Raw genomic sequence first — 23,923 nt, 5'->3', positions numbered from 1 at the left:
TTATATTATGCTTTATAACATGAAAGAATTATTAACTATTGCTAAAGAAAACAAATTTGCTGTTCCAGCTTTTAATATAGGAAGTCTAGAAATACTCCGTGCTGTTATGGAAGTAGCTGAAGAAACTAATTCACCTGTAATCTTAGAAATCCATCCATTAGAAATAGAATATTTAACTGATCCATTTGTTTTAACAGTAAAAGAATATGCACATAAATCTAAAGTTCCTGTTGTTATTCATATGGATCATGGTTCTAATATTTATGACGTTATGCGTTCTATAAAAAATGGATATACATCTGTAATGATTGATGCATCTAATTTACCATATGAAGAAAATGTAGCACTTACTAAACAAGTTGTAGAATTAGCCCATAAAGTAAATGTATCAGTAGAAGCTGAAATTGGTACTATAGGTGCTATGAATTATGAAACAGAAGGCGTTGATAATGTTTTATATACAGATCCTGAACAAGCTAAAGATTTTGTAAAACGCACTGGTATTGACTGCTTAGCTGTTGCTATTGGAACTGCACATGGATTATATCCTAAAAATTTTACACCTAAACTTAATTTAGAATTACTTAAAATTTTAAATAAAGAAGTTAATATTCCTCTTGTACTACATGGTGGTTCTGGCAATCCAGATGAAGAAGTTACTGCTTCTGTAAGCTTAGGTGTTAGTAAAGTAAATATTTCCAGTGATGTAAAAAGTGTTTTCTTTAAAAAATGTCATGAACTTCTAAATGAAAATCCTAATCAATATGAACCTTGCGATTTATTTCCTAAATGTATTGATGAAGCTAAAAAAGTTATTTATCATAAATTAAATGTTTTAAATACAATTGGTAAGGCTAATTTATATAAATAATAAAAAAACATTCCTTAAATTTTTAATGAATTTAAGGAATGTTTTTATTTTATAACTATTTTTTATATCTCTAAAAAAACTATTATTTTAAACCAGTAATTACGCTAAATGTTTTTTCTTCATCAGGTTGTAACATAAGTAGACTACCTGCTTTTTTTGCTGCTAAAAATCCTTCTGGTCTACATGTTCCTGGAATTATACAAGAAGATACTTGCTGTTCTGGTGTATACATAATCCAACGTGTACCATATTTAAAATCTTTAGTTGAAAATTGTGTTTTAAAACCATAACCTTCTGGAGAATTAATCTCTACTATAGCTTCATCTGTATATTTATCAAGTCTATCAACTAAAAATACTACTTCTGTGTTATATAAATCAGGATTTTCTAATTTAGTCAAAGTTTTCCCTTCAACTTGTGCTTTTTTTATTTCATCAGTATAGTCAAACCATTCTTTTGTAGGTTTTATATGACTAGGAATACTTTCACGTAATTTAAAAGCTTCATCTAGTATATTAGCTTTGAATTCACCTTTATCCACATAATGGTGATTTATATGACACATATATTGTAGTGGCATTTCTACGCTTGTAAGATTTTTTACTTGCATACTGATTTTTATATTTGTAGCATTCGCTTTCAAACTTACACTAGGTCTAGCTAAATATTTAAAACCAAAACCTTGGCAATATTCATATTCACCGCCAATAATAACTTCATCTTCACTAAATTCAATCCATGTAGCATCTAAATCAGCGCAACAAAATTCACCATGCATTGGATGTGTATCTTCACTTGATGGACAACCATTAGCTAAAAGACCTGAATGAAAAGCAAAACAACCATAAGTATCTAACATATTATTCACTTTTCTTGGTCTAGAAAACATATTCTTCATGGTTAAATCAATGCCATCAAATTCAACTCGCCAAATCATCTGTCCCATATAAGGAAGAACAATGATTTTACCACGAGAATTTGTTACTTCTATCGCTTCTACTCCTGAACTATATTTAAATAAATTTACTTTAAATTCATCATTTTCCATGATAGTTTTTGCATTTTCAGCAAAGAAACCACGCTGTAAATATATTTTTGTATTCATAAATTAACCCTCTTTATTTTCAAGTTTCATTTTGTAATAGAAATACCAACCTATATAAGCAAAGCAGAAGAAATTAACAATAAAGGAAAATTGCATAGAACCTACCATGTCGGATACAAAACCTTGTACTGCTGGCATAAAAGCACCACCGATGATAGACATTACAATTATTGCACCTGCTGTTTCTGTGTATTTTTTCTCTACAGATTTTAATGTTTCAGCATAAATAGTTGCCCAGCAAGGTCCAAGTAAAATACTGATAGCTACTGCTGCATAGATGGCTGTTAAATTTGGAATAAATGCTACATATAAAATTAAAATACAACCAATAATAGAATAAGCTAATAAAACTTTATTTACAGAGAACTTAGTCATCAAGAAATTGGCAATAAATTTACCAACGAAGAAACAAACAAAGCTAATTACCATGAAATCTGCTGCCATACGTTCATTAATATGAGGCATTAAATCTAAAGCTAAACGAATAGTAAATGACCAAACTGCAACTTGCATACCTACATATAAGAATTGAGCTACAATACCTTTTTTAAATAAGCCATTACCAGAAAGATATTTTAAAGTTTCGCCTAAAGTTACTTTTGGCGTATTCTGATTATTTGCTACTTCTTTTACTTTACATTTTGGATATTTAGTGATTAAGAATAGAATAAAAATAGCTACTAAAATACAAATCATAATTTTATAAGGCTCTAAAGTATGTTGTAACATCTGTAATCTGAATAAATGAATTTGATCTGGAGTCATTTGAGCCATCTGACTTGCTAAACTTTCACCTTCTTGGAAAACTAAATATTTACCAAGTAAAATACCAGATGCTGAACCAATTGGCTGGAATGTTTGGCTAATATTTAAGCGAAGTGTTGCATATTTACGAGGGCCAAGCATAGTACTATAAGTGTTAGAAGCTGTTTCCAAGAAACCAAGACCAATAGCAATGGAGAAAATAGCTACTAAAAACATAGTGTAAGTCGCCATCATAGAAGCTGGGAAAAATAAACTACAACCACCGATATAGAAAATTAAACCAATCATAATTGCTAATTTATATGTAGTTTTACGAATAACTACAGATGCTGGTATGGAAATTAAGAAATACCCACCATAAAAAGCACTTTGTACTAAAGCACTAGCAAAATCGCTCAAAGTAAAAACTGATTTAAATTGCGTAATCAAAATATCATTTAAACTAGCTGCCGCACCCCAAAGTGCAAATAAACAAGATAATAACACAAATTGGAATATTGGGGTCTTATTCAAATAACCATCATCATATTGAATTAATTTACTACTTTCTGTCATTTTTAACTCTCCTTCAAATTAATCATAAATCTAAAAAAACTTAACCTAAAAAATAAATTATAAATCTTCCTCCTAGCCATTTTTATTCTTTATTATGCCTAATCACTTTTAATAAAACGTTTTACTAAAAATTATAAAATAAAATATATATCTAAAAATATGATATATATTTCAATAAAACGTTTTACTAAAACTCAAACCAAAATTTACATTCATATAATAACATGTACATTTCAGTAAGTCAATATTTTCTAAAAATTTTTATTCTACATTAAATTATAACAAAGACCCCACATAAATAAAAATGTGAGGTCTTAATATTAAAATATAATATATGCTATCGCTAAGGATAATACTGTAGAAGCTGCCATAGATACTAATCCTGGGATTAAATAACTATGGTTAAAGCCGAAGCGACCAATTTTAGTTGTACCTGTACGGTCAAAAGCAACACAACTAATTTGAGCACCACCTGGTATGATGAATACTGCACAAGTTGCTGGAATAAGACCAATTAATACTTCTGCTGGTAATCCTAAAGATACACCAATTGGCATTAAAGCTACAGCTGTTGCTGCTGGACTGTATAATACCATAGAAGTAACAAATAACATTGCACCAAAAAGCATAGGATATTGTATCAATGTTTGAGCAAATACATCTGTGATAAATTTTAAATGTGTAGCAAAAAATGTATCAGTCATCCAAGAAATACCTAAAATACCTACTGCTCCAATAAGACCAGATTTAAATACAGAACCAGAGTCTAATTTATCTCTAGGTACACGACAAACTACCATGATAATAGCACCAGTAGCAAGCATCATGATTTGTAATAAAGTCGGTACAGAAATAGGTTTTCCACCTGGGCCAATATTTGGCAATAAATCAGGATGAGAAGTCATTCCCACAATAATAGCAATAGCTAATAAGAAAATAACTACAGATACTTTTGCTGATGTAGTAGCATTTTGTGTATCTCTTTCCAAAACATAGTCTTCTTGGAATTGACCTGTAGCTACACGACGTTTAAATTCTGGATCATCAGCAAGTTCTGCTCCACGTTTATACACGAATAAACAACCTACTAATACCCCAATTAAACATGCCGGCACTGTAACTGCAAGTAAACTAAGTGGAGTAACACCGATTGGTGCTGTAATCGCAATCATAGCCGCAGCAATTGCACTTGTAGGACTAGCACAAACTGCCATATTAGATGCAATAACTGACATAGACATAGCACGTTCTGGACGAACTTTTGCATTAATCGCAATTTCTGCAATAACTGGATATACAGAAAATGCTACATAAGAAGTACCACAAATAACTGTGAAAATATATGATACTAATGGGCCTAAAAAAGTAATAGCACTAGGTTTTTTGCGGAGAATTTTTTCGGCCATGGATATCATATAATCAAGACCGCCTGCACCTTGTAATAAAGATACACATGTAATAACAGTCATAATGATGAATACTACGCTTGTTGGCATTTCTCCTACTGGAAGACCAAAACCTAAAGTCAAAATAGCAAGACCAAAACCACCTGCTACACCAAGACCAATACCACTAAAGCGTCCACCGATAGCTAAACAGATAACAATAACTGCTAATTCTAACCAAAAGCTAAAAATGAAAATCAACCCCTTTTTTATTTTTAGATGATATATATTAAAATACTTAATATATCAAATTATTAATCAATTAATCCTTTAATAATTCTTCTGCTGTATATTGATCTGTAACTAAAATATTTGCAAATTCACCTTTTAATGCTGCTTTTATTGCTGTTATTTTTCTTTGACTACCTGCTACTAATATACGTTTTTCTTTAGCCTTTAATTCTTCTAATTTTATTCCTACTGTACGTTCATCTAATTCTTTATCACAAATATTTCCTTGAGCATCAAAAAATCTTGAACAGATATCGCCTACTGCTCTATTTTGTATAATATCTCTATCTTTTTTATCAATATAACCCAATCTAAATAATAAAGCATCATTTTTTACAGTACCTACTGTAAAGACAGCAATATTAGCCTGTCGTCCTAAATCTAAAATCTTCTTAATATGTTTATCTTTTTCAATTAATTCTTTTATCTGTACCGTATCAAACATTACTGGAAGTGGTAAATATCGTCCTACTGTAGAAAACGCTTCTGAGAATAATTCTACTACTTCGTAAGCATATGTATTGCTTTGTGAATGACTTATTCCACCTTTTAATTGTACAATCTGCACGCCTTTTAACGCTTTATGTTTTAAATTTAAAGCCATATTATAGATAGTAGTTCCCCAACATACACCAATAATATCGCCATCTTTGGCTATCTCATGTAAATAATCAGCTGCTTTTATGCTTATGGATTTTTTAATCTCATTTGTCGTATTTAAAGGCGCATAAGCAATCTTTACCACATCTAAATTATATTTCTCACATAAAGCTTCTTCTAAGGAGCTATTATCTTCTATAGGGTCAGCTATATTTATCTGTACAAAACCTTTTTCTTTTGCATATTGCAACAATCTTGATACTGTAGGTCTTGATAAATTTAATTTATTGGCTATCTGTTGTTGGCTATAATCTGATTTATAATAAAGCTTGGCAACATCAATGCTAAGTCTATCCTTATTTTGTTCCATTAATTACACCCCCTTTATATTATATTAAACTGCAAAATTAGCATTTATATCTTAACATATAAAAAATAAAAGAAAAAGCCCACAACCAGAAAGATTGTGAGCTTTGTATTCTCTTTGATAATCGTATGTGATTAACGTTTGGAGAACTGGGATGCTTTACGAGCTTTTTTGAGACCGTATTTACGACGTTCTTTTTCACGTGGGTCACGTGTTAAGAATCCAGCTTTTTTAAGAGCAGGACGAAGTTCAGCATCGAGTTCTAATAAAGCACGGGAAATACCGTGACGAATAGCACCAGCCTGACCGGAAGGGCCACCACCCTGAACGTTAGCGATAACATCATATTTATCAGCTGTTTCAGTTAAGTTAAGAGGCTGTTTAACGATTAAATCTAAAGTTTTAATGCCGAAATATTCATCAATATGACGGCCATTGATTACAACGTTGCCTTCACCTGGAACCAGACGAACTCTAGCAACTGAAGTCTTTCTGCGGCCTGTGCCGTAGTAGGATACTGCCATTATATTGTTCCTCCTTCCAAGTATTATCTAATATTTAATTCCAAAATTTCTGGTTTCTGAGCAGCATGTGGATGTTCTGGGCCAGCATAAACATTAAGTTTTCTGTACATCTGTGCACCTAATTTATTTTTAGGAAGCATACCACGAACAGCTATTTCTACAACTTTCTCAGGCTGTGTTGCGAGCATTTTCTGAGGAGTTGTAAAAGTTGTGCCTCCTGGATATCCAGAATGACGGAAATAAGTTTTATCAGTTAATTTTTTACCGCTGAATACCACTTTATCAGCATTAACTACGATGACAAAATCACCAGTGTCAACATGTGGTGTGAATGTTGGTTTATGTTTACCGCGAAGTACTTTTGCAACTTCAGCAGCTAATCTACCTACTGTCTGGCCTTCTGCATCAACTACGTACCATTTACGTTCAACGTTAGCAGCGTTTGCCATGAATGTTGTTTTCACTTGTATATCCCTCCCTGTACAATTTTCAACTATTTAATATTGAATCTTTTTTCTCAATAGATGTCCTTTGCACGGTTCCGGGGCTAGTGGAAGCCGTCATCGAACGTCATACGAAGATATTTTAAAGTAAATGACTTCTAAAGTCAAGTATTTTCTTAAATAAATTTTACAATATTTTTATTGCAGTTTAATAAAAGTCTTACAACTTTGCACTTAAAGCTATATAATGTTCTAATTTTTTTATATAGCTTTGAGCCAATTTACTTAAATGATTATATTTATTATAAATATAGCCCACACAGATTTTTTCATCACTATCAAGTGGAATGGCAATTATATTTGTACCATTTAAATCTTCACTCAATACACCTGTAGATATCGTATAGCCATTTAAGCCTATAGCTAAGTTAAATAAAGTCGCTCTATCACTAACATAAATATTTTTACGATGAGATATTGTTGAATGTATCTCTTCGGCAAAATAAAAAGAATTATAAATTCCCTGCTCAAAAGAAAGACATGGATATGGTTCTAAATCTGCAAAAGTTGCAATATCTTTATTAGCCAATGGATGCTTTGCTGATAAAAATACATGAGGATTAGCCGTAAATAATTCTTTAAAACATAAATCATTTTCCTGGAGTATTTTACGTATTACTTGTTCATTAAATTTACTCAAATACAATACACCAATCTCACTGCGCATATTTTTTACATCATCAATGATTTCATGTGTTTTCGTTTCTCTCAACGTAAAATCATATTCATCTTGAGCATATTCTTTAATTAAATTTACAAAAGCATTCACAGAAAAAGCATAATGTTGTGTAGATACAGCTAATAATCTTCGTGCTGGCTTATCTTTATGATAACGCTGTTCTAATAATTCAGTTTGCTCAATAATCTGTCTTGCATAACCTAAAAATTCCTGTCCACTAGAAGATAAAGTTACACCTTTATTAGTGCGAATAAAAATCTCAATACCCAACTCTTTCTCTAATTCTTTAACCGCATTTGATAAACTAGGTTGAGAAACAAATAATTTTTGAGCTGCTAAATTCATTGAACCACAATTTACAATTTCTATAATGTATTTTAATTGTTGTAAAGTCATACTCTTCCTTTACTCCTATTTTTTAATTATTAACGTACTTTTGGCAAACTCAAATGATAGTAAATACCTATCATACGCAAGAAAAATACTACAAAAAAGGATATAGGTGATGCTAAATACCAATAATCATCACCTATAATCGCTATAAGGTAAAATACTATTCCTCCAATTATAGATGGCAATGCATATATTTCTTCTTGTAATACTGAAGGTATTCTTTGCGCTAATACATCACGAATAATACCGCCACCTACAGCTGTTATCAATCCCAATGTAATCGCAAATAATGGATATTCAGGATAAGCATTAAAGCCTATTGTAGTCCCTGTAACTGTAAATGAAGCTAACCCTAAAGTATCTGCTAATAAATACATTTTACGAAGTTTTCTTCTCGACATATATCGTAAAATTTGGTTGCGATAAATAAAAAAGATAATAAAAGTAATGACTGTTGTAAGCACTATATATAACGAAGTCTTAAAAGAATTTGGAGGAATGTTTCCCACCAAAACATCACGAATAATACCGCCACCAATAGCTGTGCTTAAAGCTAATACCAATATACCAAAAATATCCATACGTCTTGATATTCCTACCAAGGCACCTGAAATAGCAAAAGCAATTGTTCCTGCAATCTCAAAAAAAGTCCATAAAAAAATCATAACTATCCACCTTTCTAAAAAGATTTCCAACTAATATTAATTTCTGCATACATTATACAATAATAAATTAATTTAGCAAATTAAACCCAACTATCCTAAAAATATCATTCTAATATATAATATCTATATACATATTTTTATTCAAAGGAGGTTCTATTATGCACATTTATCAACTAAAAATTCGTCAATTATTTCTTGCTTTACTTACTTTTTGTTTTATTTTTATACCAAATTCTGCATGGGCTATACAAAAAGATATCATCATCTTATATACCAATGACGTTCACTGTGGTATCGAAGATAATCTAGGATATACTAAACTAGCTCAATACAAAGAAGATTTACAGCAAAATACACCATATATTGCTTTAGTCGACGCAGGTGATGCCATTCAAGGGTCTCCTATCGGCAAATTATCCACTGGCGAAGCTATTATCAATATCATGAATGAAATAGGCTATGACTTTGCTATTCCTGGCAACCATGAATTTGATTATGGTATGGATAGATTTCTCATTTTAAACGACAAATTATCTTGCGGTTATTATAGTTCTAATTTAGTAAATACTATTACAGGAAAAAATTTATTGCCAGCTTATAAAATTTTCCAATTCGATGATAAAAAAATAGCTTTAATCGGTGTTACAACGCCTGAAACACTCAATTCTTCTACACCTGCTTATTTTCAAGACGATAAGGGAAATTTTATTTATTCCTTTAATGAAGACGCTACTGGCAAAAAATTATACACTAATATCCAAAATACTGTAGATACAGTGCAAAAACTCGGCGTAGATTATGTCTTTTTAGTAGCTCATCTAGGCATGAATGGTATCACATCTCGTTGGAGTAGCCTTGCTGTAGCTCAAAATACACAATGTATTGACGCTATCATTGATGGTCATTCTCATGAAGTTATTCCTACTTTTATAGCTAAAAATAAACAAGGAAAAAATGTTCTCATCACTCAAACAGGCACCAAACTTCAAAATATTGGTAAATTGACCATCACACCACAAGGTGAAATCTCCACTGAATTAATCAATGATTTAACAAAAACCAATCAAAAAACTACCGACTTAATCAATGAAGAAAAGAATAAATATGCACCTTTGCTCAATCAAATAATCGGAACAAATACAGTAAAACTCACCACTAACGATCCTAATACTAATACACGCTTAGTCAGAAATGGCGAGACAAATCTCGGTGATTTTGTAACTGATACTTATAGAATAGTTTTAAATACCGATGTAGCAATCTGCAATGGTGGAGCAATCCGCAATGAATTACCTATAGGCGATTTTTCCTATAATGATATTTTGACAACGTTTCCATTCGGTAATATGTGTGTAGTCCTAGAAATCACAGGACAACAGCTCTTAGACGCTTTAGAAATGGGTGCTAGCCGTTACCCTGAAGAATTTGGTGGATTTATGCAAATCTCTGGTGCTACTTATACGATTAATAGTAAAATCCCATCATCTGTAATAACTGATGAAAAAGGTAATTTCATAAAAGTAGATGGTGCTTATCGTGTTCAAAACGTAAAAATAAATGGTAAAGATTTAGATTTAAATAAAAAATATACCATTGGTGGAACTTCTTATATCTTGAAATTCGCTGGCAATGGTATGACAATGTTCAAAGACAGCCCTATACTTCAAAATGAAGAACTATCCGAAACAGATGTAATCATCGAATACATTCAAAATTATCTTAATGCCACTATCGGTAATGAATATGCCAATCCATATGGTCAAAATCGCATAATAATCATCAAATAAGAAAAGCAGGTATTATTTACCTGCTTTTACATTTCATTATACGCTTTTTCTATTAAACTTTTAGCCTTTTCAAAACTTTGTTCATCTTTAATAATTATTTCTAAATCGCCAGTTCCATAATGCCCTATATTTCTCATATCTCTAGTAAATCCTTCTTCTAATTTAATCTTATCAGGATTTAATTTTAAATAAATGGCAACATATTTATTATAAACTTCAATACATGCCATATTTTGAACTTTTTTATATGCTAAATAATATTTTAATTGGTTAGACTCTATATCATCACCTAGAGATTCTATATAATTACAAATAGAATCATATAATATATTTATTTTTTCTGAAACAGTTTTTAATTTTTCTACATGAGTTTTATAATTATTATTTTTCCTACTAATCAAATCTTTTTGATGAACAATATTTTCTACTTTTGGTGAATTTAAATGCTCAAATAAAATCAAATCATTACTATATTTCTTATACTTTACTAATTTTATATTTTTTTGCATTTGATTAATAGCATGTATATCGTATCGTGTAAAATTACTCGCAATACAAATAACACATGGTGCAGACCAATCAATATTTTTCACATATTCATAACCATATTTTTCGGCAACTAACATATGAAAAGCATCTTTATGGTCTAAAAGCCAATCTAAATAAAACAATCCTTGATTTATAATATTTTCATTACTACTACGCTTATACTCTACAATTACAGGGCAATTATTTTCATCAATTCCTATGCTATCCATTCTTCCATTAGTTATAACATATTCGCTTTTTAAAAATCGAACACCAAAGAATTTTTCCATATTATCTTCTATTAAATTTTGCAACTCTTTTTCTAATAAAACTTCTGATGGTATTAATTGTTTTACATCATTCTTTATACTAAATAACTTTATTTCTGACATTATAATCACCTACAAAATATTATCAAATCATCTCTAATTATACCAATATTTATTAATATAAAAAATTAAATCATTTATGAAAAAAACCCATATGTATATTAAATAAACCATTATAAAAGGCTTGACTTAATAATTTTATCAACTATTAAATCAAGCCTTTTTCTTAATATATTAATTTAAAAATTAATGTTGAACTATTCCATAATCTTTATAGCCGAACCAATTGCTATTTTCGTCCCAGAAGAAATGATATTCTTGTGCTTTTGGATGTAGGGACATCACTCTATATGCTAAAATAAGTTCTCCATTTTCTACATATATATTTGCTTCAGCATATTTTCCTAAAGGATTATAATAATTTATTGGATTTACATATAGTTGCCATGCCTCTTTTTGTTCATCATAACCCATCAAAAGCGACAAATCTGAATCCCCCATACTATTTATACTTCCCGATATAATATAAGCATATTTTCCTGTTTCTGTATCATATACTTGCTTTACTCTTACATATTTTACATTTGGTATTTTGGCTGCATAAATAGGTTCTCCATATTTACCTACAATTAAATATCTTTCATTATCTTTTGTTAAGAATGCAATTTGAATGGTATTATTATTTTCTGGAAAACTAAATTCTATGCCATTGCCTTCTACTTTTCCATATTTATCTGCGGAAACAGAAAATGAGCTTGCATATGTTACTCCGACAAAGGCTAACATCAAGCCACAAACTAATAAACAAATACGTATAAATTTCATGATTATGCCTCCCTTATAATTTATAATTTCTGCTTTTACTATACTATATATCTCTAAAAAATCCTTATCCTCAAAGGACAATTTATATATTTTTTTATACTATTATGTACTAAATAAATATTATTAGTCCTGCTTTATTCTCAAAACAAAACCACTATTTAAATATTAAAATAGTGGTTTTATCTTTCATTTATCCAACTCTAACATAATCTGCTGAATATCCTGTAGATACATTATTTAACATCATATAATTAGGATTGTTATTGTCAAAAGTTAAAGTATTTATACTACGTCCACCATTTACACTAATAGTAACAACTGTATAATTGCCATCATTGGATACACTTCTTACACTATATGGAGCTTTACCAAAACCTCTATCCGTTATACTCATTATACTGCCATCTCTACCTTGCCATGTTCCTTCAATTAATTCATATCCACGAGAAATATTTTCTTGATAAGCATAAGCTGATTGCATAGGTATTATCGCTTCACAAAATATTACCGAAAATGCACATAAACCTATTAAACAAATTTTTTTCAATATGTTCATTTTTATTCCTCCTTTATCAACTATTATGCTACTAAAAATATTAAAACTCCATAATCCTTAAAGATGAAAAATTTCACTGTTAGAAATAAATAAAAAAACCACCGCATAAAACGGTGGTTAATTTTTTATCTCATATTGATGAATTGTAAATCAATACCAAAATCGCCAGCTTTTAAAGTCTGTATAACTGCTTGCAAATCATCTTTTTTCGCACCAGAAACACGAACTTGTTCACCTTGCATTTGTGTATTAACTTTTAATTTTGTAGCTTTTATCGCAGCGATAATTTTCTTTGCATTTTCTTTAGAAATACCCTGTTTAATAGTGAGCATTTGACGAACAGAGCCTTTTGCTGCATCTTCGATTTTACCGAGTTCTAAAGAACGTAAAGATAAGCCTCTTTTAGCCATGCGCGCACGTAAAATATCAATGATAGCATTTAATTTATAATCATCTTCTGCTGCGATTTTAATTGCTTTATCTTCTAATTCAATGCTTGCAATACTACCACGGAAATCATAACGCTGAGAAATTTCTTTTTCTGTTTGGTTAACAGCATTACTCATTTCTTGCATATCAACTTGAGATACAATGTCGAATGAACTATCTTTTGCCATTTATATCACTCCATTTTTAAAATTCGTGCTTATATTTTATCATATCGCCAAATATAAAAAAAGGCTTTAAAGACTAACTTTAAAACCTTCTTTTTTCACTATTACTTTTAATAAATTCATTATTATTATTTACAATTATAGATTACCAAATATCACGATTAAATATGTTTATATATTTTCTCTACCAATGAAAAAATCAACCTATTTAGTTCATGGGAATTTACTCTTTTTAGTAGCATAATAATTCTATAATAAGTATTTTTATAAAAAATTTATCCATTATTTAAATTTATTTTATAAAAAGGAGTTTTTTATATGTATAAATTCTGTACTCATTGTGGAGCTAAAATGCCTAATGAAAATGCTTTTTGCACTAATTGCGGAGCTAAATTTTCACAAATTCCTACCCCACAACAAAATATGGCTCCAACAAATATCAATTATAATACTTCAAATTCTAATACTATGCCACCTTATATGCATAATCAACAAACTCAACAAATTAATAATATGCCAAATCCTAATAATATGCAAATGGCTTCACAAGAATTTGCTATTGGTCAACAATACATGGATATAAACAATCCTCAACATAATTATATTAAAGCAATCAATCACTTTCAAAAATCTTCTTTACTCGGCAATCAAAATGCTAAATTTTATATGGCTATGGCTTATTTGTATCAGGCTATGGATATATTAAAACAAAGTGCGCCTCTACAAAATAATCCTTCGCCATCTGTTAATAATTTTTCTCCTCAAGCACCATTTTTCCCTCAAAATCCTAATAATCATGGCAATCAACAATTTGCTTCTAATCCAAATAATCAAACCAATCAAAATAATGACAATAGCACTTTAAAAAATGTAGGTAAATACGCAGCAGCTGCCGCTGTTGGTGCTGTAGCTAGTTCTATGCTCCATTCTGCTTCTACAGCTAGTGCTGCACCACATAATACGGATACAAGTCCTCTTCCTGACCTCAATGCACCAATTGATCCTACGGATACAATCAATCAAACAGTAGACTCTGCCAATGACTATATCCAAACACCAGAAGAATTTGTTACCAATGTCATTGACCCACTAAGTACAGCTAGTGAACAAATAACTCCTGTTAATACAAGTGATGATGGTACAAACCATATTTCTAATCTTGATAATAACTCAGAACTTACTGCAACAGAACAAATTGAACCTTCAGCAGATACTGATATTTCTTCAGATAGTGGTGAAGAAGATTCCAGTATTTCCGATAGCGTAGACAGTCTTTTTGATGATTTATTCGGCGAATAATTATAAATTTTAAAGGAGTTTTAATATGAATAAACAGTTAAAATCCCCAAGACTAATAATATTAGTAATGATATTATCTTTAATGAGTGTATTAGTTGCAGGTTGTGGTGATGATAAATATGTACAATCCTTGACGTACTCCCCATAGCTAAAGCTAGGGGATTCTGGGATACTGACGAACCTTGCTATCAAAAGACAGTCTTACGAGTTCTCTCCACAATGGACAACGCCCTGCCCATATTTATTTATTACTTGCGGGAGAAAAAAATTCTTTCTCCTTCTTTCTTTATATTTATAGCGGCGTTTAAATCCCTATCATGATGTTTACCGCATTTTGGACAAGTCCATTCTCTTATTCTCAATTCTTTGAGTTCTTTGTTTTGATAGCCACAATTACTGCATAGCTGACTTGACGGAAAGAAATTTCCTACTTCAACAACGTTGGAACCTGCCTTTTGTGTTTCATACTTCAACTTGTTTACAAAATCGGCAAAACCTAAATCGGATATCTTTCTGCCGAAACGTTTCTGCATGGCTTTTAAATTCAAATTTTCGATAGAGATTAAGGCATATTTACCAGTGAGATACTGTGCCGTTTTCCAATGAAAATCACGGCGCATATTCGTTACTTTTTTATGCAGTCTTGCCAAATTCAGTCTTGCTTTTTGGCGATTGTTAGAAGCTTTTTGTTTACGGGATAAATTGCGGTTAGCTTTAACAATTAATTTTGCATTCTGCTTGAAAAACAGCGGAGAGATGATATTTTTCCGTTCTGAACCTGTGAGAAATATCTTTAACCCGAAGTCAAAACCGACGCTTTCACCTGTTCTTGTTAAGACTTCATTTTCATTTGTTTCACAGGAAAAATACAAATAAATATCGCCTAAAGCATCGCGCTTTATGGTTACGGTCTTTACTTTTCCGTCAATATCCCGCGATTTAAAATAGCGATATTTCTGATTGGCAATTCTAATAACATTTCCACCCAATAATTTCCAACCGGACGTTTTCAAAGTATATGATTTATATTTACGTATCTTTTTAAACGACGGAGGAGCTGAACGGACATTATGCTTCTGATTTCTGAAAAACAACTTATAGGCACGGTCTATGCGTTCAGTTATATTTTGTACTGATTGTGAACCTATTTCTTTAAGATAGCTGAATTTTGCCCGTTTTTTCAGTTTAGTTAAGTGTTTCTGCAGAACAAATTTGTGCAATGATTTTTTAAATAAACGATAGTACCGTTTGTGAATTGCAATGCAGTGATTATAAATGAGACCTGCCGCATTAATCTGCCTATGAAGTTTTTTATTTCGTTTAGAGTTATATAGCTTAAAGCAATAGGTTTTCATTTATCTCACCGCCTTTATTGTTATTCGTAGTTATATGATAGCATATGAATATACAAAATAAAATGGTCCGACTTCAATTGCTTACGCAAATTCGTCGGACGTGCCTTATATCCCCAGTGCTAAAGCACGGGGCTTTACGGCACATTTGGTAAAATTATTTTAATTAGCCTTATATTATAAATAATGATTATTATAAGAGGTGATTTATACTGTTTATAGTTGGATTTGTACTATTTATTATAGCTATTGAAATACTTTTTCCTGATTCCAACTAGGTATATTGATAAAAAATCAAAAGCAATATATTACCATAATATCAAAGAATAAATCTTCGTAAAGCTATAACAATTTGAGTTTTAACTCTTTTTGTTATAGCTTCTTTATTTCTACTTATAAAGAAAAATCAAACCAATTTTTACTTCTAAATCTTTAAAAATTTTATTATAACCTATATATTTTTTTCTTTTATAATTGACTTTATCTTTCTTGCCATGACCTCTTATTATTAAATAGAATTATTTAAAAGTTTATATACTCAAAATTAGACAACAAAAAAGGCTTTACGGAAAACCCGTAAAGCCTTGAATTTACTAATGGTGCCGAAGGCCGGACTCGAACCGGCACGTAGGGGACTACGCTTGATTTTGAGTCAAGTGCGTCTGCCAATTCCGCCACTTCGGCATATTGTGTTAAACAACAGTAATATTATATCATTCTATAATTATACTGTCAATATAAATAATTATCTTAACTTAATTAAATATATCTATTATAATGTTAATATATTTTTTAATATGAAAGGAATTTTTTATGTCACCAAAATCTGTTTTTCTTACTTTAATAATTATTTTATCTTGTATTATTTACTTACCTTCTATAACGTATGCTCAAAATACCACAACTAATACTACTACTTATTTACATTTACCAGAAAAAACTACTATGCAAATAATAAATATAGATAATTTAGACAGTAAAACTAATCATAAATACGATTTAATCAACTTCCGTCTTCACCAAGATTTAGTTGTTAACAACGAAATCATTTTACCTAAAGATACAAAACTTCAAGGTATGATTACTAAAATCCATGGCAGTAGATTGCTTGGGGAAAGTGCTATTATCCGCATAAAATTAAATAATATCACCTTAGCTGATGGCAGTATTTTAGAATTTCCTTGCGATTTAAAATTAAAAGGTGGCAAAAATTATGCCAATATAGCAAGTAGTATCATCGTTCCTTTTTCGGGTTTACTATTTAAAGGAAAAGAAGTTTCTTGCCCATCTGGTAGCATAATTGAATACAGTTTTGAAGGATAAAAAATGGCAATAGGCTTATCATGAAATAAAGTCTATTGCCATTTTATTTAAATATCTAATTCCAAACTAACTGGACAATGGTCACTACCAAAAAATTCATTGTGAATGCCAGCTTCTTTTATATTTTCTTCAATATCTTTAGATACGATAAAATAATCAATTCTCCACCCAGCATTATTTTCACGAGCTTTTCGCATATATGACCACCATGAATAAATGCTTGTTTTATCCGGATAAAGATAACGGAAAGTATCTACAAAACCTGCTTGTAATAATTCAGTCATTTTACTGCGTTCTTCATCTGTAAAACCTGCACTACGGCGATTTGTCTTAGGATTTTTTAAATCAATCTCTTTATGAGCAACATTTAAATCTCCACACATCACAACAGGTTTTTGTTTGTTTAATTCAACTAAATAATTGCGAAAAGCATCTTCCCATTGCATACGGTAATCCAAGCGCTCTAATTCTCGCTTAGAATTTGGTGTATATACGCAGACCATAAAGAATTTATCAAATTCTAAAGTAATTACACGACCTTCGTGGTCATGTTCTTCTATACCTAAACCATAACTTACATTTAATGGCTCTACTTTAGTAAAAATAGCTGTACCTGAATAACCCTTTTTTTCTGCACTATTCCAATACTGTTTATATCTAGGTAAATCTAATTCTAATTGATGAGGTTGCATTTTTGTTTCTTGTAAACAAAAAATATCTGCATCTAAAGTCTGAAAAGTCTCCATGAAACCCTTATTCATACAAGCACGAAGACCATTTACATTCCAAGAAACAAATTTCATAAATCATGCCTCCTGTTTTGCCATTTGTACCAAAATATTAGCAATAGCTCCAAACTCTTCCATAGTCAAAGTTTCTCCGCGACGAGTTGCTTCTATTCCAGCTTTATCTAATACATCAGCAATAATATTTTTATCTACACCCATGGATTTTAAAGCATTATTTAAAGTCTTACGACGTTGACCAAAAGCTGCTTTTACCACTCTAAAGAACATTTTTTCATCAATAAGTTCTACGGCAGGAGTCTGTCTGACTTTACAATTCACTACTACAGAATCCACTTCTGGAGGTGGCATAAAAGAACGTGGTGGTACATATAAAGCGATTTCAGGCACTGTATAATACTGCACTGCTACAGATAAAGCACCATATGTTTTACCGCCTGGCTGTGCTGCCATACGTTCTGCTACTTCTTTTTGTACCATTACTACGATATCTGTTATGGGCAAATGTTTTTCGAGCAAAGCCATGATAATTGGTGTAGTAATATAATACGGCAAATTAGCTACTACTTTAAATGGTTTATCGCCCATGATTTCTGGAATATTTACTTTTAAAATATCTCCTTGAATAACACGCACATTGTCATAAGCATCTAAAGTATGTGCCAAAACTTCTGGCAATCTTTTATCTAATTCTACACAAGTAACCTCTGCTCCAGTTTCAGCTAAAGCTTGAGTCAAAGTACCGATACCCGGGCCGATTTCTAATACTCTATCATTTTCCTGTACATTTGCTGCATCTACAATGCCCTGTACAATATTAGCATCTATTAAAAAGTTCTGTCCTAAGCGTTTGCTCATATGAATGCCAAAACGCTGTAAAATATATCTTGTAACCTTCTTATTAGCAATAGTAGGTTGCTTCATTAATTAAAAATCCTCCAATTTATTATTTATTTTCAACTTCGTTAATGTCATTTTCTGAATTTAATTTTGCTAAAGCTTGATTAAATTCATCTCTAGTAATTCCATAATTATTTAATCTGCGTAAAAAAGTTTTAGCATTTGCAAAACCAATTCCTAAAATAGCACCTAATTTTGCCCTGCGAACACCAGAATTTGCAAAACCATTTAAGCGATTTAAAATTAAATCAGTAGCACTAAATTCATCACTAGGTTTCCAATTCATTGTACGCACTTTAGCCAATGCTTTACGAATAGCTTCAGGACTTGCCTGCTCTATACCGATATCATCATTTGCAGTAGCTTCTTCACAAGGTACAAAAGCGTGCTTTGCATTAGGAAATCTTCTTGTTAAATATGTGCGAATTCGCTCTCCAGCTGAATCTGGGTCAGTTAAAATAATAATGCCACGTTTTTCATAAGCAGCTCTAATATTTTTTATAGTCTTAGGCAATAAATTAAAACCTTCTGTGATAATACAATCAGCTTCAACTGCTTTATTAATGGCTACAACGTCCATTTTTCCTTCTACAACTAAAACTTCTTTTATCATTAAAAACCTTCTCACTTATTTTTCAACTAAAATATTACAAATAAACTCATATTTTTTTAGTATAACAAAAATATATCAAAAAACGCAAGTAAAAAGCCATATACTCTAGACAAAAAGAGCCTGTAAACTTACAGACTCTTTTTCATCTTTATATATAATTTTCTATCTATCCTACTATTTTAAATCAATTTATACAAATATCAATCTAAAATATAAACTTCTACACCACGACGACCAAAAGCTATAGCTTGAGTATAATCTTCCATACATAAATCAATCATATAGCCATTAATCGCACCGCCAGTATCTGCCGCAATAGCTTCACCATAACCTGGAATATATACACGCGTTCCAAGTGGAATAATATCTGGGTCTACAGCTACTACACCATAACGAGCAGGAATACCAAGCGCTGTATATCCAGCACCGCCACCATCATAAGGTAAATATGCACTAGCTTCCATATACAATACTTGAGAATATGATCTCAAACCAATAGTATTCATCGGTTCTGCTGTGCCTTTACGAATAACCTGATTTACAGGACGAACTAATTGAGAAGTTTGTACTACTTCTTCTCCCACTTTAATACCTTTATGATATTTTTCTCTAACTAATAATCTATTTAAACCATTTCTTCCAGCTTGAATTACTTCTTCATTACCACGGATCATAGAGCTATCTGGCTCTTTTATCACCTGATAATTTTGTACTTCATCTCTTAATACTAATTTACTAGAAACATTTAAAACTTTTACTTTTGCATCAGTATGTAGTTGAGTATCTTTACCGCCCTCAACAAAATACTTATCTTCATCTAAATTCATTGAAGATATCAATTCACCCACAGTTTTCTTTGTGGTTTTTACTACTTTTGTATCTCCATCAATTTCTACAGTTACTGGCATTGCACGATTGATTGTAATTACAGCATTATCAGTTATATTACCTGTAGATACTGTATAATCATCTCCATTATCTAACTTTATACCAGCTTGCTTCAATATATTCTTTGGATTATCATAGACCGTATTGACTACCATTTTATTACCATCTGCTACAATTGTGACATTTTTATTTGCTGTTACAAATCCAGTTAATGTAGCCATTGCAAAACATAAAACCACTACTGCAGTTAGTTTACATTTTGTTAAATTGTGGCTTAATAGGTTTTTAAAATCCATTGAATTCCTCCTTTACGAAAAGATATTATACCAAGTATTTACACTTGTGTCAAATTTCTTCATAAATATGTAACATTTGCACTTGTAAAATTGTAAATTGTAATCTAGTAAAAAACCTTATAAATAAAGGATTTTTCTATGTGTTTACACCTAAAATATGATGTATTTCATGTAAATAAATAAGGCATTTAAATGCAAATGGCTCATAAAAATAAATACAGAAATTTTACTTATAATTAATCTATTTCACATATATATCATTTATCGTGTTTTTTGTATAATTATTAATTACATATATAATTCAATTCTATAAAAATTAATATTATTTATATAAAAACAAGATAAAAAAGCTTTTCTTTAAAGGAATTTTACTTCCACTTAAAGAAAAGCTTTTATTTTATAAATTAAATACTTCTATAGCGTTTTTAGTTGTTTGATTTGCTACTTCTTCTAAAGAAATATTTCTAATCTCTGCTACTTTTTCTGCTATATATTTTACATATGCTGGTTCATTGCGTCTACCACGTTTAGGAACAGGTGCCAAATATGGGCAATCTGTTTCTAAAAGCAATCTTTCCAAAGGAATTTTGGCCACTATTTCTGGCAATTTTGCTGAATTTTTAAAAGTAAGCGGTCCATCAACACCTAAGAACCAACCCATTTTTAATAATTCTTTTGCCATTTCATAGCTACCAGAAAAACAATGTATTGAGCCTGTCAGCCCTTTTCCTTCTTTTTTCAAGATTGCCATAGTATCACCATGAGCATCACGGTCATGTATGCTAACTGGCATATGCATTTGTCTTGCTACATCTAATTGACGAATAAATACTTCACGCTGAACTTTACGAGGAGCATTTTCATAATAATAATCTAAGCCTATTTCACCTAAAACTTTTACCTTTGGTAAAGTCATAAGTTCTGCTAAAGTATCATAATCTTTATTGCTTTGTATGCTCAAAGCTTCTTGTGGATGTACTCCAGCTCCTGCAAAAACACCATCAAAATTATCTGCAATTTTAATAGCATTAAATGAAGACTCCATAGTATCACCCATAGTGATAATTCTTGTTGTACCTTCAGCTTTTGCTCTAGCTATTACTTCTTGTCTATCTTCTTCGTATTTTAAATCATCAAGATGTGCATGTGTATCTACTAACATTATTTCACCTTACTACCTACAGGCATTGTAGTTTCTACTATTTGAAGTTCATCGCCTTTAGAAGCAGCTAAAAGCATACCATGGCTCATTACACCACGAAGTTTTGCAGGTTTTAAATTAGCAACTAAAACTACATGTTTGCCAATTAAATCTTCTGGTTTGTAGTGTTTAGCAATACCAGATACTACTGTTCTTTCTTCATCGCCTAAAGAAACTTGTATTTTCATGAGTTTATCTGTTTTTGGCACAGGTTCAGCAGCTAAGATTTCTACTACACGTAAATCAATTTTGCTAAAATCTTCTATGCCAATCATGCCATCTTCATTTTCTTTGGCTTTTTCTGGAGCTTTTTGTTCTTCTTTTTTAGCTTTTTTATTTTCTTTTACTTCTTTTTTAGCTTCTAGTTTTTCTTCTTCGATTTCAATACGAGGGAAGAGCTGTTCTGGTTTATTGATTTGAATACCTACAGGAGTTTTGCCCCAACCTTCGATATCGCTGATGCGAATTTCATCAAAGTTTTGTGGTAAATTCAATTGAGCCCAAATACGACGAGCTGTAGTAGGAATAAATGGCTCAATCATTACACTGATTGCACGTAAGCTTTCTACTAAATCATAAAGTACACGATTTAATTCAGCTTTTCTAGCTTCATCTTTTCCTAAAACCCATGGAGTAGTTTCATCAATATATTTATTTGTACGGCTAATAAATGACCATACAAGTTTGATGCTATCGCTGAGTTTCATATTATCCATGTAGTTTTTATATTCAGCAATAGTTTTTGTAGCATCATCAATTAATGCTTGGTCTACTTCACGAATATCGCCAGGCTGTTCGATAATGCCTTTATTATATTTATTAATCATACTAAGTGTACGATGTAATAAGTTTCCAAGGTCATTTGCAAGGTCAGAATTAATACGAGAAATCAAAGCATCACGAGAGAAGTTACCGTCTTGACCTAAATTGATTTCACGAAGTAAGAAATAACGGATAGCATCTGCGCCAAATTCGTCAATTAAGCCGATTGGATCGATTACATTTCCTTTAGATTTACTCATTTTATCGCCATCAACTATAAGCCAACCATGACCATATACTTTTTTAGGAAGTGGTAAATCAAGTGCCATTAAGATTATTGGCCAAATAATTGTATGGAAGCGAACAATTTCTTTACCTACGAGGTGAAGGTCTGCTGGCCAGAATTTGTTGAATTTTTCTGGGTCATCTAAATATCCAATTGGTGTTAAATAGTTTGTAAGTGCATCAAACCATACATAAATTACATGTTTTTCATCAATTGGTACAGGAATACCCCAGTCAAAAGATGTACGAGAAATACATAAATCTTCTAAGCCTTGTTTAATGAAGTTAATCATTTCATTTCTGCGAGATACTGGCTGAATGAAATCTGGATTTGCTTCAATATATTCAAGTAAGCGATCAGCATATTTAGAAATCTTGAAGAAATATGCTTCTTCTGCTACTTCTTTCACTTCACGACCGCAATCTGGGCATTTACCATCAACTAATTGACGTTCGAGCCAGAAGCTTTCGCAAGGTGTGCAATATAAGCCTTTATATGCACCTTTATAAATATCGCCTTTTTCATAAATGCGTTTGAAAACTTCTTGTACTACTTTTTCATGGCGTTTTTGTGTAGTACGAATGAAATCGTCATTAGAGATATTTAATCTTTTCCATAAATTTTGGAAGCCTGCAACTATTTTATCTACATATTCAATAGGAGTAACGCCTTGTTCTTCGGCTTTCTGTTCAATTTTTTGACCGTGTTCATCAGAACCAGTTAAGAAAAATACATCAAAATCGGATAAACGTTTATAACGAGCAATACTATCTGCAATTGTTGTACAATAAGCATGACCGATATGAAGTTTTGCACTAGGATAATAAATTGGCGTAGTTATATAAAAAGATTGTTTAGCCAACAATAATTCCTCCTTTAAAAATTTGTATCTAATTTATTATACAACAAATACAA

Annotated in this window: 23 protein-coding genes and 1 tRNA gene; 4 read left to right on the top strand and 20 right to left on the bottom strand. The window is 31.1% G+C overall.

Translation table 11 applies throughout. The features are described 5' to 3' along the window. Window positions 1-7: 7 nt before the first annotated feature. Window positions 8-871: a ketose-bisphosphate aldolase gene (locus GXM21_RS02780; protein WP_008538692.1), complete on the top strand. Its 864-nt coding sequence runs from the start codon at window positions 8-10 to the stop codon at window positions 869-871. Between the two features lie 82 nt (window positions 872-953). Here GXM21_RS02780 and GXM21_RS02775 read toward each other — a convergent pair whose 3' ends face one another. From GXM21_RS02775 to GXM21_RS02740, 8 genes are all read right to left on the bottom strand, one after another. Next, window positions 954-1,976, bottom strand: coding sequence for an aldose 1-epimerase family protein (locus tag GXM21_RS02775; protein WP_008538693.1), 1,023 nt, complete (start codon window positions 1,974-1,976; stop codon window positions 954-956). A 3-nt stretch (window positions 1,977-1,979) separates the two neighbouring features. After that, complete coding sequence (fucP, locus tag GXM21_RS02770; RefSeq protein ID WP_008538694.1) at window positions 1,980-3,296, bottom strand: L-fucose:H+ symporter permease; 1,317 nt, start codon at window positions 3,294-3,296, stop codon at window positions 1,980-1,982. Window positions 3,297-3,616: 320 nt separating this feature from the next. After that, window positions 3,617-4,942 (bottom strand): anaerobic C4-dicarboxylate transporter family protein, encoded by a 1,326-nt coding sequence (locus tag GXM21_RS02765; RefSeq protein ID WP_008538695.1) that lies wholly within the window; start codon window positions 4,940-4,942, stop codon window positions 3,617-3,619. A gap of 61 nt (window positions 4,943-5,003) precedes the next feature. Then, window positions 5,004-5,942 (bottom strand): DNA-binding transcriptional repressor DeoR, encoded by a 939-nt coding sequence (locus GXM21_RS02760; RefSeq protein ID WP_008538696.1) that lies wholly within the window; start codon window positions 5,940-5,942, stop codon window positions 5,004-5,006. Between the two features lie 131 nt (window positions 5,943-6,073). Next, window positions 6,074-6,466 carry a 30S ribosomal protein S9 gene (rpsI, locus tag GXM21_RS02755; RefSeq protein WP_091695066.1) on the bottom strand — a complete coding sequence of 131 codons (393 nt, stop codon included), beginning with the start codon at window positions 6,464-6,466 and terminating at the stop codon, window positions 6,074-6,076. Between the two features lie 20 nt (window positions 6,467-6,486). Next, window positions 6,487-6,927: a 50S ribosomal protein L13 gene (gene rplM, locus GXM21_RS02750; RefSeq protein ID WP_008538698.1), complete on the bottom strand. Its 441-nt coding sequence runs from the start codon at window positions 6,925-6,927 to the stop codon at window positions 6,487-6,489. Between the two features lie 199 nt (window positions 6,928-7,126). Further along, window positions 7,127-8,041: a LysR family transcriptional regulator gene (locus GXM21_RS02745; RefSeq protein WP_008538699.1), complete on the bottom strand. Its 915-nt coding sequence runs from the start codon at window positions 8,039-8,041 to the stop codon at window positions 7,127-7,129. A 29-nt stretch (window positions 8,042-8,070) separates the two neighbouring features. Then, window positions 8,071-8,703, bottom strand: coding sequence for a trimeric intracellular cation channel family protein (locus GXM21_RS02740; protein ID WP_008538700.1), 633 nt, complete (start codon window positions 8,701-8,703; stop codon window positions 8,071-8,073). Window positions 8,704-8,861: 158 nt separating this feature from the next. Between GXM21_RS02740 and GXM21_RS02735 the strand changes: the two genes are divergently transcribed. After that, a complete protein-coding gene (locus tag GXM21_RS02735) occupies window positions 8,862-10,490 on the top strand; it encodes a bifunctional metallophosphatase/5'-nucleotidase (protein ID WP_008538702.1) in 1,629 nt (542 codons plus the stop codon). A gap of 26 nt (window positions 10,491-10,516) precedes the next feature. Here GXM21_RS02735 and GXM21_RS02730 read toward each other — a convergent pair whose 3' ends face one another. The 4 genes from GXM21_RS02730 to GXM21_RS02715 form a co-directional block, all read right to left on the bottom strand. Beyond that, entirely contained in the window at window positions 10,517-11,410 is an 894-nt protein-coding gene (locus GXM21_RS02730; protein WP_117898832.1) for a DUF5655 domain-containing protein, read from the bottom strand. Between the two features lie 183 nt (window positions 11,411-11,593). Further along, complete coding sequence (locus GXM21_RS02725; protein WP_008538707.1) at window positions 11,594-12,172, bottom strand: hypothetical protein; 579 nt, start codon at window positions 12,170-12,172, stop codon at window positions 11,594-11,596. A 190-nt stretch (window positions 12,173-12,362) separates the two neighbouring features. Then, window positions 12,363-12,728 (bottom strand): hypothetical protein, encoded by a 366-nt coding sequence (locus GXM21_RS02720; RefSeq protein ID WP_008538708.1) that lies wholly within the window; start codon window positions 12,726-12,728, stop codon window positions 12,363-12,365. Between the two features lie 125 nt (window positions 12,729-12,853). Next, a complete protein-coding gene (locus GXM21_RS02715) occupies window positions 12,854-13,345 on the bottom strand; it encodes a YajQ family cyclic di-GMP-binding protein (RefSeq protein ID WP_008538709.1) in 492 nt (163 codons plus the stop codon). 315 nt (window positions 13,346-13,660) lie between these two features. On the opposite strand from GXM21_RS02715, the gene GXM21_RS02710 reads away from it, so the two are divergent. Next, on the top strand, window positions 13,661-14,641 hold the full coding sequence (locus GXM21_RS02710) for a zinc ribbon domain-containing protein (protein WP_008538710.1): 981 nt from the start codon (window positions 13,661-13,663) through the stop codon (window positions 14,639-14,641). Between the two features lie 248 nt (window positions 14,642-14,889). Here GXM21_RS02710 and GXM21_RS02705 read toward each other — a convergent pair whose 3' ends face one another. Then, the gene (locus GXM21_RS02705) at window positions 14,890-15,996 is read right to left on the bottom strand and encodes an RNA-guided endonuclease InsQ/TnpB family protein (protein ID WP_008537710.1); all 1,107 of its coding nucleotides are present in this window, start codon (window positions 15,994-15,996) and stop codon (window positions 14,890-14,892) included. 594 nt (window positions 15,997-16,590) lie between these two features. After that, window positions 16,591-16,677 (bottom strand) — tRNA-Leu (locus GXM21_RS02700). A gap of 129 nt (window positions 16,678-16,806) precedes the next feature. Here GXM21_RS02700 and GXM21_RS02695 point away from each other — a divergent pair. Then, window positions 16,807-17,316 carry a hypothetical protein gene (locus GXM21_RS02695; protein WP_008538712.1) on the top strand — a complete coding sequence of 170 codons (510 nt, stop codon included), beginning with the start codon at window positions 16,807-16,809 and terminating at the stop codon, window positions 17,314-17,316. A gap of 47 nt (window positions 17,317-17,363) precedes the next feature. Here the strand turns inward: GXM21_RS02695 and GXM21_RS02690 are convergent, their stop codons facing one another. From GXM21_RS02690 to metG, 6 genes are all read right to left on the bottom strand, one after another. After that, window positions 17,364-18,119 (bottom strand): exodeoxyribonuclease III, encoded by a 756-nt coding sequence (locus tag GXM21_RS02690; RefSeq protein ID WP_008538713.1) that lies wholly within the window; start codon window positions 18,117-18,119, stop codon window positions 17,364-17,366. A 3-nt stretch (window positions 18,120-18,122) separates the two neighbouring features. Then, window positions 18,123-18,986, bottom strand: coding sequence for a 16S rRNA (adenine(1518)-N(6)/adenine(1519)-N(6))-dimethyltransferase RsmA (gene rsmA, locus GXM21_RS02685; RefSeq protein WP_008538714.1), 864 nt, complete (start codon window positions 18,984-18,986; stop codon window positions 18,123-18,125). Window positions 18,987-19,008: 22 nt separating this feature from the next. After that, complete coding sequence (rnmV, locus tag GXM21_RS02680; protein ID WP_008538715.1) at window positions 19,009-19,575, bottom strand: ribonuclease M5; 567 nt, start codon at window positions 19,573-19,575, stop codon at window positions 19,009-19,011. Window positions 19,576-19,775: 200 nt separating this feature from the next. Beyond that, a complete protein-coding gene (locus GXM21_RS02675) occupies window positions 19,776-20,759 on the bottom strand; it encodes a resuscitation-promoting factor (RefSeq protein WP_008538716.1) in 984 nt (327 codons plus the stop codon). Window positions 20,760-21,156: 397 nt separating this feature from the next. Then, window positions 21,157-21,921 (bottom strand): TatD family hydrolase, encoded by a 765-nt coding sequence (locus GXM21_RS02670; protein ID WP_008538717.1) that lies wholly within the window; start codon window positions 21,919-21,921, stop codon window positions 21,157-21,159. Further along, complete coding sequence (gene metG, locus GXM21_RS02665) at window positions 21,921-23,870, bottom strand: methionine--tRNA ligase (RefSeq protein ID WP_008538719.1); 1,950 nt, start codon at window positions 23,868-23,870, stop codon at window positions 21,921-21,923. The genes GXM21_RS02670 and metG overlap by 1 nt, the downstream gene beginning before the upstream one ends. Window positions 23,871-23,923: the final 53 nt, after the last annotated feature.

Source organism: Megamonas funiformis (assembly GCF_010669225.1).
GTDB lineage: Bacteria > Bacillota > Negativicutes > Selenomonadales > Selenomonadaceae > Megamonas > Megamonas funiformis.
This window is presented reverse-complemented; position numbering and strand designations above follow the sequence as displayed.

Coding starts and splice junctions, on each gene's coding strand:
- GXM21_RS02670 (WP_008538717.1), bottom strand. CDS start 21,921: ATGTTAGTAGATACACATGCACATCTTGATGATTTAAAATACGAAGAA.
- GXM21_RS02740 (WP_008538700.1), bottom strand. CDS start 8,703: ATGATTTTTTTATGGACTTTTTTTGAGATTGCAGGAACAATTGCTTTT.
- GXM21_RS02735 (WP_008538702.1), top strand. CDS start 8,862: ATGCACATTTATCAACTAAAAATTCGTCAATTATTTCTTGCTTTACTT.
- GXM21_RS02775 (WP_008538693.1), bottom strand. CDS start 1,976: ATGAATACAAAAATATATTTACAGCGTGGTTTCTTTGCTGAAAATGCA.
- GXM21_RS02695 (WP_008538712.1), top strand. CDS start 16,807: ATGTCACCAAAATCTGTTTTTCTTACTTTAATAATTATTTTATCTTGT.
- GXM21_RS02690 (WP_008538713.1), bottom strand. CDS start 18,119: ATGAAATTTGTTTCTTGGAATGTAAATGGTCTTCGTGCTTGTATGAAT.
- GXM21_RS02725 (WP_008538707.1), bottom strand. CDS start 12,172: ATGAAATTTATACGTATTTGTTTATTAGTTTGTGGCTTGATGTTAGCC.
- GXM21_RS02745 (WP_008538699.1), bottom strand. CDS start 8,041: ATGACTTTACAACAATTAAAATACATTATAGAAATTGTAAATTGTGGT.
- GXM21_RS02780 (WP_008538692.1), top strand. CDS start 8: ATGCTTTATAACATGAAAGAATTATTAACTATTGCTAAAGAAAACAAA.
- rsmA (WP_008538714.1), bottom strand. CDS start 18,986: ATGAAGCAACCTACTATTGCTAATAAGAAGGTTACAAGATATATTTTA.
- GXM21_RS02710 (WP_008538710.1), top strand. CDS start 13,661: ATGTATAAATTCTGTACTCATTGTGGAGCTAAAATGCCTAATGAAAAT.
- GXM21_RS02760 (WP_008538696.1), bottom strand. CDS start 5,942: ATGGAACAAAATAAGGATAGACTTAGCATTGATGTTGCCAAGCTTTAT.
- rnmV (WP_008538715.1), bottom strand. CDS start 19,575: ATGATAAAAGAAGTTTTAGTTGTAGAAGGAAAAATGGACGTTGTAGCC.
- GXM21_RS02675 (WP_008538716.1), bottom strand. CDS start 20,759: ATGGATTTTAAAAACCTATTAAGCCACAATTTAACAAAATGTAAACTA.
- GXM21_RS02705 (WP_008537710.1), bottom strand. CDS start 15,996: ATGAAAACCTATTGCTTTAAGCTATATAACTCTAAACGAAATAAAAAA.
- GXM21_RS02730 (WP_117898832.1), bottom strand. CDS start 11,410: ATGTCAGAAATAAAGTTATTTAGTATAAAGAATGATGTAAAACAATTA.
- fucP (WP_008538694.1), bottom strand. CDS start 3,296: ATGACAGAAAGTAGTAAATTAATTCAATATGATGATGGTTATTTGAAT.
- GXM21_RS02715 (WP_008538709.1), bottom strand. CDS start 13,345: ATGGCAAAAGATAGTTCATTCGACATTGTATCTCAAGTTGATATGCAA.
- GXM21_RS02720 (WP_008538708.1), bottom strand. CDS start 12,728: ATGAACATATTGAAAAAAATTTGTTTAATAGGTTTATGTGCATTTTCG.